Origin of the sequence: Streptomyces sp. CA-106110, assembly GCF_050936285.1 — a bacterium.
Classification (GTDB): domain Bacteria; phylum Actinomycetota; class Actinomycetes; order Streptomycetales; family Streptomycetaceae; genus Streptomyces.
In genome coordinates, this window is sequence record NZ_JBNJNB010000001.1 from 3,839,761 (window position 1) to 3,855,000 (window position 15,240).

The window sequence follows — 15,240 nt, forward strand, 5'->3', positions numbered from 1 at the left end:
CAGCCACCTGTGCTGGAAGTTCAGTCTAGGGGGGGTACGAAAGGGTGGGGCAACCGGGCGGTGAGACTTTGTACGCCATCAGAATGGCCGGTCATCCTGATGGTGGGAGATATACCTGCCCCTCCCTCAACTTGACGTGCGTCCAAGGGAAACGGTTGCTCACGGCTCGCTTACGAGTGGGTCACGGCCGAGGAGTCGGGCGCGCCGCAGGCGCGGACGGACTCACTCGGGCAGCCCACTCGTGCGGCGAACCGGGCCCGCCCGGATCCCTACGGTTGAGACTCCCCACGGATCAGGGCGAGCACTCCGTCCAGTTCGTCAGGTTTCACCAGAACGTCGCGCGCCTTGGAGCCCTCGCTCGGACCGACGATGTTGCGTGACTCCATGAGGTCCATCAGCCGTCCCGCCTTGGCGAAGCCGACACGCAGCTTGCGCTGGAGCATCGAGGTGGACCCGAACTGCGTGGAGACCACCAGTTCGGCCGCCTGGCACAGCAGGTCGAGATCGTCGCCGATGTCCTCGTCGATCTCCTTCTTCTGCTTGCTGCCGACCGTGACGTCGTCCCGGAAGACGGGCGCCATCTGCTCCTTGCAGTGCCGAACGACCGCCGCGACCTCCTCCTCGGTCACGAAGGCGCCCTGCATACGGGTCGGCTTGTTCGCGCCCATCGGCAGGAAGAGCCCGTCGCCCTTGCCGATGAGCTTCTCGGCGCCGGGCTGGTCGAGGATGACGCGCGAGTCGGCCAGGGACGAGGTGGCGAAGGCGAGCCGGGAGGGCACGTTCGCCTTGATCAGACCGGTCACGACGTCCACGGACGGCCGCTGGGTGGCGAGCACCAGGTGGATGCCCGCGGCGCGCGCGAGCTGGGTGATGCGCACGATCGCGTCCTCGACGTCGCGCGGCGCGACCATCATCAGGTCGGCCAGCTCGTCGACGATCACCAGCAGATACGGGTAGGGCTGCAGCTCGCGTTCGCTGCCCTCGGGCGCCTTGACCTTGCCGTCCCTGATCGCGGCGTTGAAGTCGTCGATGTGCCGGAAGCCGTACGCCGCCAGGTCGTCGTACCTGAGGTCCATCTCCCGCACCACCCACTGGAGCGCCTCGGCGGCTCGCTTCGGGTTGGTGATGATCGGTGTGATCAGATGCGGAATGCCCTCGTACGCGGTCAACTCGACGCGCTTGGGGTCGACCAGGACCAGGCGCACGTCCTCCGGGGTCGCCCGCATCATGATCGAGGTGATCAGGCAGTTGATGCACGACGACTTGCCGGACCCGGTGGCTCCGGCGACAAGCACGTGCGGCATCTTCGCCAAGTTCGCCATCACATAGCCGCCCTCGACGTCCTTGCCGAGCGCGACCAGCATCGGATGGTCGTCCTCCGCGGCCTCCGCCAGACGGAGCACATCACCGAGGTTGACCATCTCCCTGTCGGTGTTCGGGATCTCGATGCCGACCGCGGACTTGCCGGGGATCGGGCTGATGATCCGAACGTCGGGACTGGCGACCGCGTAGGCGATGTTCTTGGTCAGGGCGGTGATCCGCTCGACCTTCACGGCGGGGCCGAGCTCGACCTCGTACCGGGTGACCGTCGGGCCGCGAGTGAAGCCGGTGACGGCCGCGTCGACCTTGAACTCGGTGAAGACGTTCGTGAGCGAGGCGACCACCGCGTCGTTGGCGGCGCTGCGCGCCTTGCCGGGCCCGCCGCGCTCGAGGAGGTCCAGGGACGGCAGCGCGTAGGTGATGTCGCCGGAGAGCTGGAGCTGCTCGGCGCGCGGCGGGAGGTCCCGGTGCTCCGGGGGCGCCGACTTGGTCAGGTCGGGCACCGTGGAGCCGGTCGGGAGCTTCTCCTGCTTCGGGCGCGCGGCCGGCACCGGCGTCGGTGTCGGTGTCGGTGTCGGCTCCGCGCGGTCGCCCACGCTCACGCCCTGCGTGAGGTCGGCGACGATCGGGGACGGCGGCATGCCGTGCAGGACGGCCCCGTCCAGGGCGGCAGCCGCGGCAGCGGCGACGTCCACGGCGTCCATCTCCCGGCCCAGGGCGGGCTGCACGGAGGGACGGCGTGGGCGGCCGCGGCGGCGGGACAGGGCCTCCTGCTCGGCGCCGTCCGGGTTGTACTCCTCGGGGGCGGGCTCGCGCCGCCGGGAGCGGGGCAGCGCCTCGCGCCACTGGTCGTCGTAGCGTTCGACGTCGTCGGTGAAGTCGTCGTCCTCGAGGTCGTGCAGGATCCCGAGCTTCACGCCGAGCCGCCGCAGCCGCTGCGGGATGGCGGTCACGGGCGTGGCGGTGACCACGAGCAGACCGAAGAACGTGAGCAGGACGAGCAGCGGTACGGCGAGGGCGTCGCCCATCGTGTGCGTCAGCGGGGTGGCCGCGGCCCAGCCGATGAGCCCGCCGGCGTCCCTTATGGCCTGCATGCCGTCGCTGCGCGCGGGCTCGCCGCAGGCGATGTGCACCTGGCCGAGCACGCCCATCACCAGGGCGGACAGACCGATGACGATGCGGCCGTTGGCCTCCGGCCGCTCCGGGTGCAGGATCAGGCGCACGGCGATCGCGCCCAGCAGCAGCGGCACGAGCAGGTCCAGGCGGCCGAAGGCGCCGGTCACCAGAATCTCGACGAGGTCGCCGACAGGGCCCCGCAGACTGGCCCAGGTGCCCGCGGCGACGATCAGCGAGAGAGCGAGCAGCAGCAGCGCGAGGCCGTCCTTGCGATGCGCCGGGTCGAGCCCCTTCGCGCCCCGCCCTATGCCGCGGAGCAGGGCCCCGACGGCGTGCGCGAGCCCGAGCCACAGGGTGCGTACGAGTCGGTACACGCCCCCGGTCGGGCTGGGCGCCGGCGCGGGGGCGGGCTTCTTCGCCGCGGCCTTCCGCGCAGGCGCCTTCTTCGCGGCGGCTTTCTTCGCGGGGGCCTGCTTCGCCGAAGCCTTCCTCGGAGCGGCCGCCTTCTTCGCCGGCGACTTCTTGGCTGCGGGACGTGAGGCCATGGGTGTGAGATTACCGGTGGAGGCGACAGGTGACACGCGTGCCCACTGCTTCACCCGTTCGTGTCGCCCGGGGCATGGCACCGAACTGACGCGGAATCAACGGTGGGCCAAACACAGTGGATCCGGGCCGCCCCGCGCAAGCGCCTCTCGGCGCGCGGGGCAACCCGTGGGCCACCTGGCTCAGTTCTGGGACGGCACGGATGCGGCGCCGCTGCCCGCGCCCGGCTCAAGGGCGTCCAGCGCCCTGCGCAAGCCCGTGAGTTTGCGTTCGAGATGGGCCGCGGTCGCCACCGCCGCCGCGTCCGCAGAGTCGTCGTCGAGCTGCTTGGACAGCGCCTCGGCCTGCTCCTCGACCGCCGCGAGCCGCGCCGACAGCTCGGCGAGGAGTCCGGCGGGCTCCTTGCTCTCCCCGGCCGCGGACTTGCCGCCGCCTTCCAACTGGAGCCGCAGCAGAGCCGCCTGCTCGCGCAGCTGGCAGTTCTTCATGTAGAGCTCGACGAACACCGAGACCTTGGCGCGCAGCACCCACGGGTCGAACGGCTTGGAGATGTAGTCCACCGCACCCGCCGCATACCCCCGGAAGGTGTGGTGCGGGCCGTGGTTGATGGCGGTCAGGAAGATGATCGGAATGTCCCTGGTCCGCTCGCGCCGCTTGATGTGCGCGGCGGTCTCGAAACCGTCCATTCCCGGCATCTGCACGTCCAGCAGAATCACCGCGAAGTCGTCCGTCAGCAGCGCCTTGAGCGCTTCCTCCCCGGACGATGCCCTGACCAGCGTCTGATCGAGCGCGGAGAGGATGGCCTCCAGCGCCAGCAGATTCTCCGGCCGGTCATCGACCAGGAGGATCTTGGCCTTCTGCACCATGGCCCGCCCTCCTCGCCCCGGCTTGGGGCCTCCCCTGTCCTCAGGACTCGAGGTGACGCCGCCCGACGTCACCCCAGGGGACGACTCCCTTGCGCCGCCCGTCCTTGTGCCGGTCATCGTAGCCGCACCCCGCCTGTCGCCACACCCTGTCACCGCGATGTCACTGTGCACATAGCAGAAACGCAGCAGGAGACCAGAAGGTTCCCCCTACACCGCACTTCTACACGGCCCCGGTCGCACTCACTCAGCAACTCCGAGTGAACATTCAGGATTACGTCACTCCTCACGCATCCACTGTTCCATCACGGACAGCAGATGATCGGGGTCCACCGGCTTGGTCACATAGTCCGAGGCGCCCGATTCGATGGCCTTCTCCCGGTCGCCCTTCATGGCCTTCGCGGTCAGTGCGATGATCGGCAGCCCCGCGAACTGCGGCATCCGCCGGATCGCCGTCGTCGTGGCGTACCCGTCCATCTCGGGCATCATGATGTCCATCAGGACGACCGCGACATCGTCGTGCTGTTCCAGGACCTCGATGCCCTCGCGGCCGTTCTCGGCGTACAGCACCGACAGTCCGTGCTGCTCGAGGACACTGGTGAGCGCGAACACGTTGCGGATGTCGTCGTCGACGATCAGCACCTTCTCGCTGGCGAACCGCACGCCCTGCCGGGGCACGACCCGCTCCTGCTGGTCCGCGGACCACTGCTCCTCCGCGCCCGACCGCTGCGCGCCCGCGGAGACCGCCCTGCGCCTGCGCCTGAACAGCGCCGCAGGCCCGTTCTGGGTCTCCTGATACGACTTCACCTCGGCCGGGGTCTCGATGCCCGACGCGGCGCGCTCGGCCTCGGACGCCAGCAGCTCGTCGGCCTCCATGACGGGCGCGAGCTGCGAGTAGCCGTGCGGCGGCAGCTCGCTCGGGTGCAGCGGCAGGTACAGCGTGAACGTCGAGCCGCGTCCGGGCTCGCTCTGCGCATGGATCTCGCCGCCGAGCAGCCGCGCGATCTCCCGCGAGATGGACAGCCCCAGACCCGTACCGCCGTACTTGCGGCTCGTGGTGCCGTCCGCCTGCTTGAACGCCTCGAAGATCACCCGCATCTTGCTGGCCGCGATGCCGATGCCCGTGTCGGCCACGGAGAACGCGATCACCTCCGCGTCCGGGTCGCGCAGCGAGCCGGACTCCAGCAACTGCTCCCGGATGGCCACGGGGACATCGGCGCCCGCGGGCCGGATGACCAGCTCCACGGCCCCTGTGTCGGTGAACTTCACCGCGTTGGACAAGAGGTTGCGCAGCACCTGCAGGAGGCGCTGCTCGTCGGTGTGCAGCGTGGCGGGCAGCTCCGGGGAGACCCGTACGGAGAAGTCGAGCCCCTTCTCCGCGGTCAGCGGCCGGAAGGTGGCCTCCACGTAGTCGACGAGCTGGACGAGCGCGATACGCGTCGGCGAGACGTCCATCTTGCCCGCCTCGACCTTCGACAGGTCGAGGATGTCGTTGATCAGCTGGAGCAGGTCGGAGCCGGCGCCGTGGATGGTCTCGGCGAACTCGACCTGCTTCGGCGAGAGGTTGCCCTCGGCGTTGTCGGCGAGCAACTTGGCCAGAATCAGCAGGGAGTTGAGCGGCGTACGCAGCTCGTGCGACATGTTGGCGAGGAACTCGCTCTTGTAGCGCATGGAGACGGCGAGCTGCTCGGCGCGCTCCTCCAGGACCTGCCGCGCCTCCTCGATCTCGGTGTTCTTGACCTCGATGTCGCGGTTCTGCTGGGCCAGGAGCTCGGCCTTGTCCTCCAGTTCGGCGTTGGACGCCTGGAGCGCCTTCTGCCGCTGCTCCAACTCTTCCGACCGCAGGCGGAGTTGCTCGGTCAGCTCCTGCGACTGCTTCAGCAGCACCTCGGTCTTGGTGTTGACGGAGATGGTGTTGACGCTCGTCGCGATCATCTCGGCGATCTGGTTGAGGAAGTCCTTCTGGATCTGCGTGAACGGCGTGAAGGACGCGAGCTCGATGACACCGAGCACCTTCGCCTCGAAGAGCACGGGAAGGACGATCACCTGCGCGGGCGGCGCCTCGCCGAGCCCGGAGGAGATCTTCAGATAGCCGCTCGGCGCGTTCTCCACCAGGATCGTGCGCCTCTCCATGGCGGCCGTGCCGATGAGCGCCTCACCCGGCCGGAACGACGTCGGCATGGAGCCCATGGAGTAGCCGTACGAGCCCAGCATGCGCAGTTCGTAGGCGTCGTCCGCGTCGGTGCCCAGGTCCTTGCCGTCGACGAGCGGCATGGCGAGGAAGAACGCGCCGTGCTGGGCGGAGACCACCGGCGTCAGCTCGCTCATGATGAGCGAGGCCACGTCCTCCAGATCGCGCCGGCCCTGCATGAGAGCGGAGATACGGGCCAGGTTGCCCTTGAGCCAGTCCTGCTCCTTGTTGGCGATCGTGGTGTCGCGCAGGTTGGCGATCATCTTGTTGATGTAGTCCTGCAGCTCCTGGATCTCGCCGGAGGCGTCCACATCGATCTTCAGATTGAGGTCGCCGCGGGTCACCGCGGTCGCCACGCGCGCGATGGCGCGCACCTGCCGGGTCAGGTTCCCGGCCATCTCGTTCACCGACTCGGTCAGGTCGCGCCAGGTGCCGTCGACGTCCCGGACGCGCGCCTGGCCGCCGAGCTGTCCCTCCGTACCCACCTCGCGGGCCACGCGGGTGACCTCCTCGGCGAAGGAGGACAGCTGGTCGACCATCGTGTTGATGGTGGTCTTCAGCTCGAGGATCTCGCCGCGCGCGTCGATGTCGATCTTCTTGGTCAGATCACCCTTCGCGATGGCCGTGGTGACCATGGCGATGTTGCGCACCTGGCCGGTCAGGTTGGACGCCATCTGGTTCACGGACTCGGTGAGGTCCTTCCAGGTGCCGGCCACACCCGGTACGTGCGCCTGGCCGCCCAGGATGCCGTCCGTGCCCACCTCACGGGCCACCTTGGTGACCTGGTCGGCGAACGAGCTCAGCGTCTTCACCATCGTGTTGAAGGTGTCGGCCAGCTGCGCGACCTCGCCGCGCGCCTCGATCGTCACCGTCCGCGTCAGATCGCCGTTGGCGACGGCCGCCGCGACCTGCGAGATGTTGCGCACCTGCGTGGTCAGGTTGTTGGCCATGAGGTTGACGTTGTCGTTGAGGTCCTTCCAGATGCCCGTGACCCCGGGGACGTGCGCCTGGCCGCCCAGGATGCCCTCGGTGCCCACCTCGCGGGCCACCCGCGTCACCTGCTCCGCGAAGGACGACAGCTGGTCGACCATCGTGTTGACGGTGGTGACGAGTTCGAGGATCTCGCCCTTGGCGTCGACGGTGATCTTCTTGGACAGGTCGCCCTTGGCGACCGCCGTCGTGACCTCGGCGATGTTGCGCACCTGGATGGTCAGGTTGTTCGCCATGAAGTTCACGGACTGCGTGAGGTCCTTCCAGGTGCCGGAGACACCCTGGACCTCGGCCTGGCCGCCGAGGATGCCCTCGGTGCCCACCTCGCGGGCGACCCGGGTCACCTGCTCCGCGAAGTTGGAGAGCTGGTCCACCATCGTGTTGAGGGTGTTCTTCAGCTCCAGGATCTCGCCGCGCGCGTCCACGTCGATCTTCTGCGACAAGTCACCGCGGGCCACCGCCGTCGCGACCTGCGCGATGTTGCGCACCTGGGTGGTGAGGTTGCCCGCCATGCCGTTGACGGAGTCGGTGAGGTCACGCCACACACCGGCCACACCCGGCACCTGCGCCTGACCGCCCAGCCGCCCCTCCGTACCCACCTCGCGGGCCACCCGGGTCACCTGCTCCGCGAAGGCGGAGAGCTGGTCCACCAGGTTGTTGATGGTGTTCTTCAGCTCCAGGATCTCGCCGCGCGCGTCCACGTCGATCTTCTGCGACAGGTCACCGCGGGCCACCGCCGTCGTCACCTGGGCGATCTGCCGCACCTGCGAGGTGAGGTTGCCCGCCATGAAATTGACGGAGTCGGTGAGTTCCTTCCAGGTGCCGCTGACGCCCGGCACCACGGCCTGGCCGCCGAGGCGGCCCTCGGTGCCGACGTCCCGGGCCATGCGCGTGACCTGCTCGGCGAAGTTCGAGAGCTGGTCCACCATCGTGTTCACGGTGTTCTTCAGCTGGAGCATCTCGCCGGACACATCCACGGTGACCTTCTGCGACAGATCGCCGTTGGCCACCGCCGTCGTCACCTGGGCGATGTTCCTCACCTGTCCGGTGAGATTCCGGAACGCGGTGTTGACGGAGTCCGTGAGGTCCTTCCAGGTGCCGGCGGCACCCGGGACCTGCGCCTGGCCGCCCAGCTCACCCTCGACCCCGACCTCCCGCGCCACGCGCGTGACCTCGGAACCGAAGGCGGACAGCTGGTCCACCATCCCGTTGACGGTGTTCTTCAGCTCCAGCATCTCGCCGGCGACATCGACGGTGACCTTCTGCGACAGGTCACCGCTGGCCACCGCCGTCGTCACGGCGGCGATGTCCCTCACCTGAGTGGTCAGGTTCCGGAAGACCGTGTTCACCGAATCGGTGAGGTCTTTCCACGTTCCCGCCGCACCCGGCACATTCGCCTGACCGCCGAGCCGGCCCTCGCCACCGACCTCGTTGGCGACGCGGGTGACCTCGTCCGCGAACGTGCGCAGCGTCTCGGTCATCTGGTTGATCGTCTCGGCCAGCTGCGCGACCTCGCCGCGCGCCGAGACGGTCACCTTCTGCGACAGGTCGCCATTGGCGACCGCGGTCGTGACCTGGGCGATCCCGCGCACCTGAGCCGTCAGGTTGCCGGCCATGAGGTTCACCGAATCGGTGAGGTCCTTCCACACGCCGGCCACACCGGGCACCTGCGCCTGGCCGCCCAGCTCGCCCTCGGTGCCCACCTCACGGGCGACGCGGGTCACCTCGGAGGAGAAGGAGGAGAGCTGGTCCACCATCGTGTTGACGGTTTCCTTCAGCTCCAGCATCTCGCCGGCCACGTGAACCGTGACCTTACGGGACAGATCACCCTTGGCAACCGCCGTGGTCACCAGCGCGATGTCCCGCACCTGTGCCGTCAGCCGGTACGCCATGGTGTTGACCGAATCCGTGAGGTCCTTCCACGAACCGGACATACCGCGCACCCGGGCCTGCCCACCCAGCTTGCCCTCGGTGCCCACCTCGCTGGCGACCCGCGTGACCTCGTCGGTGAACGTCGACAGCTGATCGACCAGGTTGTTGACCGTGCGCCCGACCTTCAGGAACTCCCCGCGCAGCGGATGCCCGGTCCCCTCCGGCCCCGGAGCCCGCAGCTCCATGCGCGGCGAGAGGTCGCCCTCCGCCACCGCCGAGAGCACCCGGCTGACCTCGGAGACAGGACGGGCGAGATCGTCCACGAGCGCATTGGAGGCGTCGATCGCGGACGCCCAGGAGCCCTCGCACGCCCCCGTCTCCAGCCGCTCCGTGAGCTTGCCCTCACGTCCGACCATGCGCCGTACCCGCGCCAGTTCCCCGGTCAGGTGCAGGTTCCGGTCGGCGACCTCGTTGAACACGGCGGCGATCTCGGCCATCACGCCGTCGCCGGTGACCGTGAGGCGCTTCCGGAAATTGCCGTCCCGCATCGACACCAGAGCCGCCAGCAGCCGATTCAGCTCCGCCGTGTCGACCGGGGTGGTGCCATTGCGCGCTTTGCGCTGGTTACTCAGGGACTGTCCGCCTTTTGCGCGCGGCTTCGTGCCCCGCGTCGCTGCGCCAGACTCCACTGTGTCCCTCCCGCAGGGGTCGACCATCACTGCTGTGCTCAGGATGACCACTCGACTTACCGGTCACTGGTGCTTGGTGCCGCCCGATACACGGGAAGCACGCGCGTGCTCCTGCCCGGAACGGCCCAAGACACTCGGCCGTCCGGACCTCCACATGGAAGCTTGCCCAGTGTTTCACCATGCCTGAACCAGGCCATAACAGTTCGGCAGCTTCGCACACGCTCCGCACACCCTCAGGACGTAAACACCTGCGACCGGCATCCGCATGGACGGCGAAGGTAAGTAACCTTGCATCCGGCTGTCCAGCCGTACCGGTCCGACCGGCCTGGGCGGTCACATGAGCACGAGCGGGCAGGCATCGGAGGGGCGCCGCACCATGACCACCGGACTGCATCCCGGGGGACCACCCCAGGATCCCCGGCACGCGGGGAACCAGCAACTGCCTCGGCAGGAGCGGGTCGGCCCGGCAGCCCCGCACGTCGAGACCCGGACGAGGAGTTCTGTGATCACCGCGCGCGCGGCCGCCAGCTTCGAGCCCGTCGGACGATCCGTCGCGACCGCCCGGTCCTTCGTCCGGGACACCCTCCAGGGGTGGGGCTTCGCCGACATCGTCGACGACGCCGTCGTCCTCACCAGCGAACTGGTCACCAACGCCGTCGTCCACGCGGGCACGGCCGCGGACGTCCTGTGTCTGCGCAGTGACCACGGCGTGCGCATCGAGGTCGCCGACCGCTATCCGGAACGCGAGATCCCGCTGCAGACGACCGCCATCAACATGGGAGGCCCCGACCGCGAGGGCGGTCGGGGCCTCCAGCTGTGCGCCGCCCTGGCCGGCCGCTGGGGAGTCGAGTACACACCCACGCACAAACAGGTCTGGTTCCAGCTGGACCTGCCCGAGCGCCCGGTGGGCACCCGCAGTGCGGGCCCCGCACTGCCCGCGGCCCTCCTTCCGCTCGCCGACGGCCGGGTCCGCGTCGCAGTCGTCCAGATCGACCGCACCGGCTCCATCACCGCCTGGAACGAGGACGCGGAGGAACTCTTCGGGTATCCCGCCGAGCAAGTCACCGGCAAGCCGCTCACCGACCTGACGGCCTGGCCGCACACCCCGGGCACCGGAACAGGCGTCGCCGAGGCCCTGCAGCTCTCCCGCTGGGAGGGCAGCTACGGCATCCGCGCGGCGGACGGCCGAGTGACCCCCGTCTACGCCTCTCACCTGCGCGTACGTGACACGGCAGGTGAACCGTCCACAGTCTGTCTGCTGGTACGCGACCACGAGCGCGCCGTCCTGCAGACCCCGATGCGCGGAGCGGCCCCCGACACGACGACCGCCACCGACGGCAAGGCCACCGACCCCTTCGAAGTCTTCATCGGCTCCCCGGCCCCCGACGACCTCGACGGTCTGCTCCAGCGCACCGTGGAGCGCGCCCGTGACATGCTGGACGGCGACGCGGCCTTCCTCCTCCTCGCCACCGACGACGAGACGGAGCTGGAGGTCCGCGCCTCCACCGGCCTGCCCTCCGCCCGCCAGCGCTTCGCCCGCGTCCCCGTGGAGGCCGGCCCCGGCCGCTACGGCTCGGCCCGCATGCCGGCCGTCCACGACGACCTGACAGCCGTGCCGGGCGCAGTGCCCCTGCTGGGCGGGACGGGCATGCGCTCGGTGGTGACGGTCCCGCTGAAGGTGGAGGGCCGGCTCACCGGCTCCCTCGGTGTCGCGGCCGAGGCGTCCTCCCGCTACTCCAACGAGGAGGCGCTGCGCCTGCAGTTCGCGGCCGACCGCATCGCCCTCGCCGTCGAATCGGCCCGCCTCGGCGAACTGGAACGGCTGCGCCGCGGCTCACTGAGTTTCCTGGTCGAAGCCTCCGACCTCCTCGCGGGCACCCTGGACCGCGACCAGACGCTGGCCCTCATGGCCCAGATGACGATCCCGACGCTGGCCACCTGGTGCGCGGTGTACACGATCGCCGACCAGGCCTCGGAGCCGTACCTCTCCTACGTCCTGCACGAGGACGAGGAACGCATCGACGGCCTCAAGGCGCTCCTGTCGAAGATCCCGCCGCCGGACCCGATCCCGACGCCGGGCGCCAGGGTCTGGCCGGCCCCCGGCGACGCAGCCCACCGGGCGGCGCTGCGCACCTCCATGCGGAGCCTCGGCCTGGGCGAGCCGCCCACGGTCAGCTCCGGCATCGGGACGACGCTCGCGACGGCCTCGGCGGTCGGCGGCGAAACGGTCGTACTGCCCCTGGTGGCGCGCAACCGCGTCATCGGCATGCTGACGCTGGGCAAGCCGACGGACGAGCACTTCCGCCAGGAGATCCTGGAACTGGCCGAGGATCTGAGCCGCCGCGCCGCCCTGGCCCTGGACAACGCCCGGCTGTACTCGGAGCGCACGGCCATCAGCCAGTCCCTCCAGCGCAGCCTGCTCCCGCCGGAGCTGCCTCACGTCGACGGCGTCGAGGTCGAGGTCATCTACCGCGCGGCCGGTGAGGGCAACGAGGTCGGCGGCGACTTCTACGACCTCTTCCCGATCCGCGACGGCGCCTACGGCTTCGCCATCGGCGACGTCTGCGGTACGGGCCCCGAGGCGGCGGCGGTGACCGGCCTGGCCCGCCATGCCCTGCGCCTGCTGGCACGCGAGGGCTTCGGCGGACCGGCGGTCCTGCAGCGCCTCAATTCCGCGATCCTCGACGAGGGCGCCCGCAGTCGCTTCCTTACGCTCCTCTACGGCGAGTTGTGGCCGCAGGAGGACGGCAGCGCGGTCCTGAAGGTGGTCTGCGCCGGCCACCCGCTCCCGCTCCGGCTGCGTCAGGACGGGACGGTGGAACCGGCCGCAGAACCGCAGCCGCTCCTCGGTGTCATGGACGACCTGGAGCTGTACGAGCAGACGGTGACGCTCGATCCGGGCGACGTCCTGCTGTGCGTCACGGACGGCGTCACGGAACGCCGCGAGGGCATGCGCATGTTGGGCGACGACGGACTCACGGACGTCCTGACGACCTGCACGGGCCTGACGGCGGGAGCGGTGGCGGCGCGCATCATGCGCGCGGTGGAGCGCTTCGCGTCCGACGCCCCGTCCGACGACATGGCGATCCTCGCCATGCGCGTGCCGGGCCTTCCGAAGGAGTGACCTGGAGCCCGGGAACTCCCGGGCTCCCTTTAGGAGTTCACGACATCAAAAAGGCCTCGCCCATAAGGGCGAGGCCTTTTCTCTGAGCCCCCAAACGGAATCGAACCGTTGACCTTCTCCTTACCATGGAGACGCTCTGCCGACTGAGCTATGGGGGCCGGTCACCTTTTGAGGTTTCCCTCGCGGCAACGGATCAGATCATACCCCGAACTGGCGTGTGCTCCCAACCACGAGCCCTGGTCAGAAGGCGGGCTGCAGCAGTCCGCCCAGGGCGTTGCACGCGGAGACGATCCGGTTCATCTCCCGCTTGGTCAGCGACGCGTCCACCGGTAGCGAGAGCGTCTCATCCGCGGCGCGCTCGGTTTCCGGAAGGCACACATCGCGCCGGAAGTCCGGCATCCGGTGCACCGGAGTCTTCACCGGAACCCGGCAGTCAACTCCCATGGCCCGCACCGCCCGTGCGAAGGCGTCCCGGTCCGGCCGGCCGTTGCCCGGCACACGCACCACGTACTGCTGATAGGTGTGGCCGCCGCTGCTCTCGGGCGTCCACACGCCTCGCAGCCGCCGGTCGAGGTACGCCGCCCGCTCACGCCGCTGCGCGACCTCGGCGTACGGCGTCTCGGACTCCCCCTGCTCCAGCACCAGGAGCCCGTGCCGCTGCCCGAGCTCGTGCAGGCCCGCGATGTCGGCCGGCCGCCCGAAGCGATGGACGACGACCACCGCGGCGGTCTGCGAGGAGACCACGGCCTCGACGGCCGCGGGGTCCAGGCAGTACGTCGCCGGATCTATGTCAGCGAAGACCGGAGTCGCACCGGCCAGGGTCACGGCCTCGGCAACGTCGATGTTCCCGAACGCCGGCACGATGACCTCGTCACCATGGCCGACGCCCGCGGACTTGAGCATTCCAGCAGTACCCATGGCTCGGATGCTGATGCGGCAAAGTGAACGCAATGTGACACGCAACGCAAAAGAGCGGGTCTCCAAACCGAAGTTCGGAGACCCGCTCTGAAGATTTGTTCGGCGGCGTCCTACTCTCCCACAGGGTCCCCCCTGCAGTACCATCGGCGCTGTAAGGCTTAGCTTCCGGGTTCGAAATGTAACCGGGCGTTTCCCTCACGCTATGACCACCGAAACACTATGAAACAGACAACCCGCCCAGCACATCAGTGCGGGGATTGTTCGTGGTTTCAGAACCAACACAGTGGACGCGAGCAACTGAGGACAAGCCCTCGGCCTATTAGTACCGGTCACCTCCACACGTTACCGTGCTTCCAGATCCGGCCTATCAACCCAGTCGTCTACTGGGAGCCTTACCCCATCAAGTGGGTGGGAGTCCTCATCTCGAAGCAGGCTTCCCGCTTAGATGCTTTCAGCGGTTATCCCTCCCGAACGTAGCCAACCAGCCATGCCCTTGGCAGAACAACTGGCACACCAGAGGTTCGTCCGTCCCGGTCCTCTCGTACTAGGGACAGCCCTTCTCAAGACTCCTACGCGCACAGCGGATAGGGACCGAACTGTCTCACGACGTTCTAAACCCAGCTCGCGTACCGCTTTAATGGGCGAACAGCCCAACCCTTGGGACCGACTCCAGCCCCAGGATGCGACGAGCCGACATCGAGGTGCCAAACCATCCCGTCGATATGGACTCTTGGGGAAGATCAGCCTGTTATCCCCGGGGTACCTTTTATCCGTTGAGCGACGGCGCTTCCACAAGCCACCGCCGGATCACTAGTCCCGACTTTCGTCCCTGCTCGACCCGTCGGTCTCACAGTCAAGCTCCCTTGTGCACTTACACTCAACACCTGATTGCCAACCAGGCTGAGGGAACCTTTGGGCGCCTCCGTTACTCTTTAGGAGGCAACCGCCCCAGTTAAACTACCCATCAGACACTGTCCCCGATCCGGATCACGGACCCGGGTTAGACATCCAGCACGACCAGACTGGTATTTCAACGACGACTCCACAACCACTGGCGTGGCTGCTTCAAAGTCTCCCAGCTATCCTACACAAGCCGAACCGAACACCAATATCAAACTGTAGTAAAGGTCCCGGGGTCTTTCCGTCCTGCTGCGCGAAACGAGCATCTTTACTCGTAGTGCAATTTCACCGGGCCTATGGTTGAGACAGTCGAGAAGTCGTTACGCCATTCGTGCAGGTCGGAACTTACCCGACAAGGAATTTCGCTACCTTAGGATGGTTATAGTTACCACCGCCGTTTACTGGCGCTTAAGTTCTCAGCTTCGCCCCACCGAAATGGAGCTAACCGGTCCCCTTAACGTTCCAGCACCGGGCAGGCGTCAGTCCGTATACATCGCCTTACGGCTTCGCACGGACCTGTGTTTTTAGTAAACAGTCGCTTCTCGCTGGTCTCTGCGGCCACCCCCAGCTCAAGCAGCAAGTGCTCTCACCAGGCATGGCCCCCCTTCTCCCGAAGTTACGGGGGCATTTTGCCGAATTCCTTAACCATAGTTCACCCGAACGCCTCGGTATTCTCTACCTGACCACCTGAGTCGGTTTAGGGTACGGGCCGCC

The 15,240-nt window shown here is 68.1% G+C and carries 5 protein-coding genes, 1 tRNA gene and 2 rRNA genes (1 of these 8 only partly in view); 1 reads left to right on the plus strand and 7 read right to left on the minus strand.

Annotated features, from left to right (window positions below; translation table 11 throughout):
• Nucleotides 1–269: 269 nt before the first annotated feature.
• The 3 genes from ACQEXA_RS17685 to ACQEXA_RS17695 form a co-directional block, all read right to left on the minus strand.
• Nucleotides 270–2,981, minus strand: coding sequence for a DNA translocase FtsK (locus ACQEXA_RS17685; RefSeq protein WP_433130540.1), 2,712 nt, complete (start codon nucleotides 2,979–2,981; stop codon nucleotides 270–272).
• A 180-nt stretch (nucleotides 2,982–3,161) separates the two neighbouring features.
• Complete coding sequence (locus ACQEXA_RS17690) at nucleotides 3,162–3,845, minus strand: response regulator (protein ID WP_359397992.1); 684 nt, start codon at nucleotides 3,843–3,845, stop codon at nucleotides 3,162–3,164.
• Between the two features lie 276 nt (nucleotides 3,846–4,121).
• On the minus strand, nucleotides 4,122–9,584 hold the full coding sequence (locus ACQEXA_RS17695; RefSeq protein WP_432933344.1) for a HAMP domain-containing protein: 5,463 nt from the start codon (nucleotides 9,582–9,584) through the stop codon (nucleotides 4,122–4,124).
• Nucleotides 9,585–9,960: 376 nt separating this feature from the next.
• Here ACQEXA_RS17695 and ACQEXA_RS17700 point away from each other — a divergent pair, with 376 nt between their 5' ends.
• Nucleotides 9,961–12,708 (plus strand): SpoIIE family protein phosphatase, encoded by a 2,748-nt coding sequence (locus ACQEXA_RS17700; RefSeq protein WP_432933342.1) that lies wholly within the window; start codon nucleotides 9,961–9,963, stop codon nucleotides 12,706–12,708.
• Nucleotides 12,709–12,793: 85 nt separating this feature from the next.
• On the opposite strand, the gene ACQEXA_RS17705 is transcribed toward ACQEXA_RS17700, so the two are convergent.
• From ACQEXA_RS17705 to ACQEXA_RS17720, 4 genes are all read right to left on the minus strand, one after another.
• Nucleotides 12,794–12,866 (minus strand) — tRNA-Thr (locus ACQEXA_RS17705).
• A gap of 82 nt (nucleotides 12,867–12,948) precedes the next feature.
• Nucleotides 12,949–13,611, minus strand: a complete 663-nt coding sequence (locus tag ACQEXA_RS17710) for a DegT/DnrJ/EryC1/StrS family aminotransferase (RefSeq protein ID WP_432939606.1) — start codon at nucleotides 13,609–13,611, stop codon at nucleotides 12,949–12,951.
• A gap of 112 nt (nucleotides 13,612–13,723) precedes the next feature.
• Nucleotides 13,724–13,840, minus strand: a 5S ribosomal RNA gene (gene rrf, locus ACQEXA_RS17715).
• A gap of 85 nt (nucleotides 13,841–13,925) precedes the next feature.
• Nucleotides 13,926–15,240, minus strand: a 23S ribosomal RNA gene (locus ACQEXA_RS17720); it runs 1,786 nt beyond the window's last position.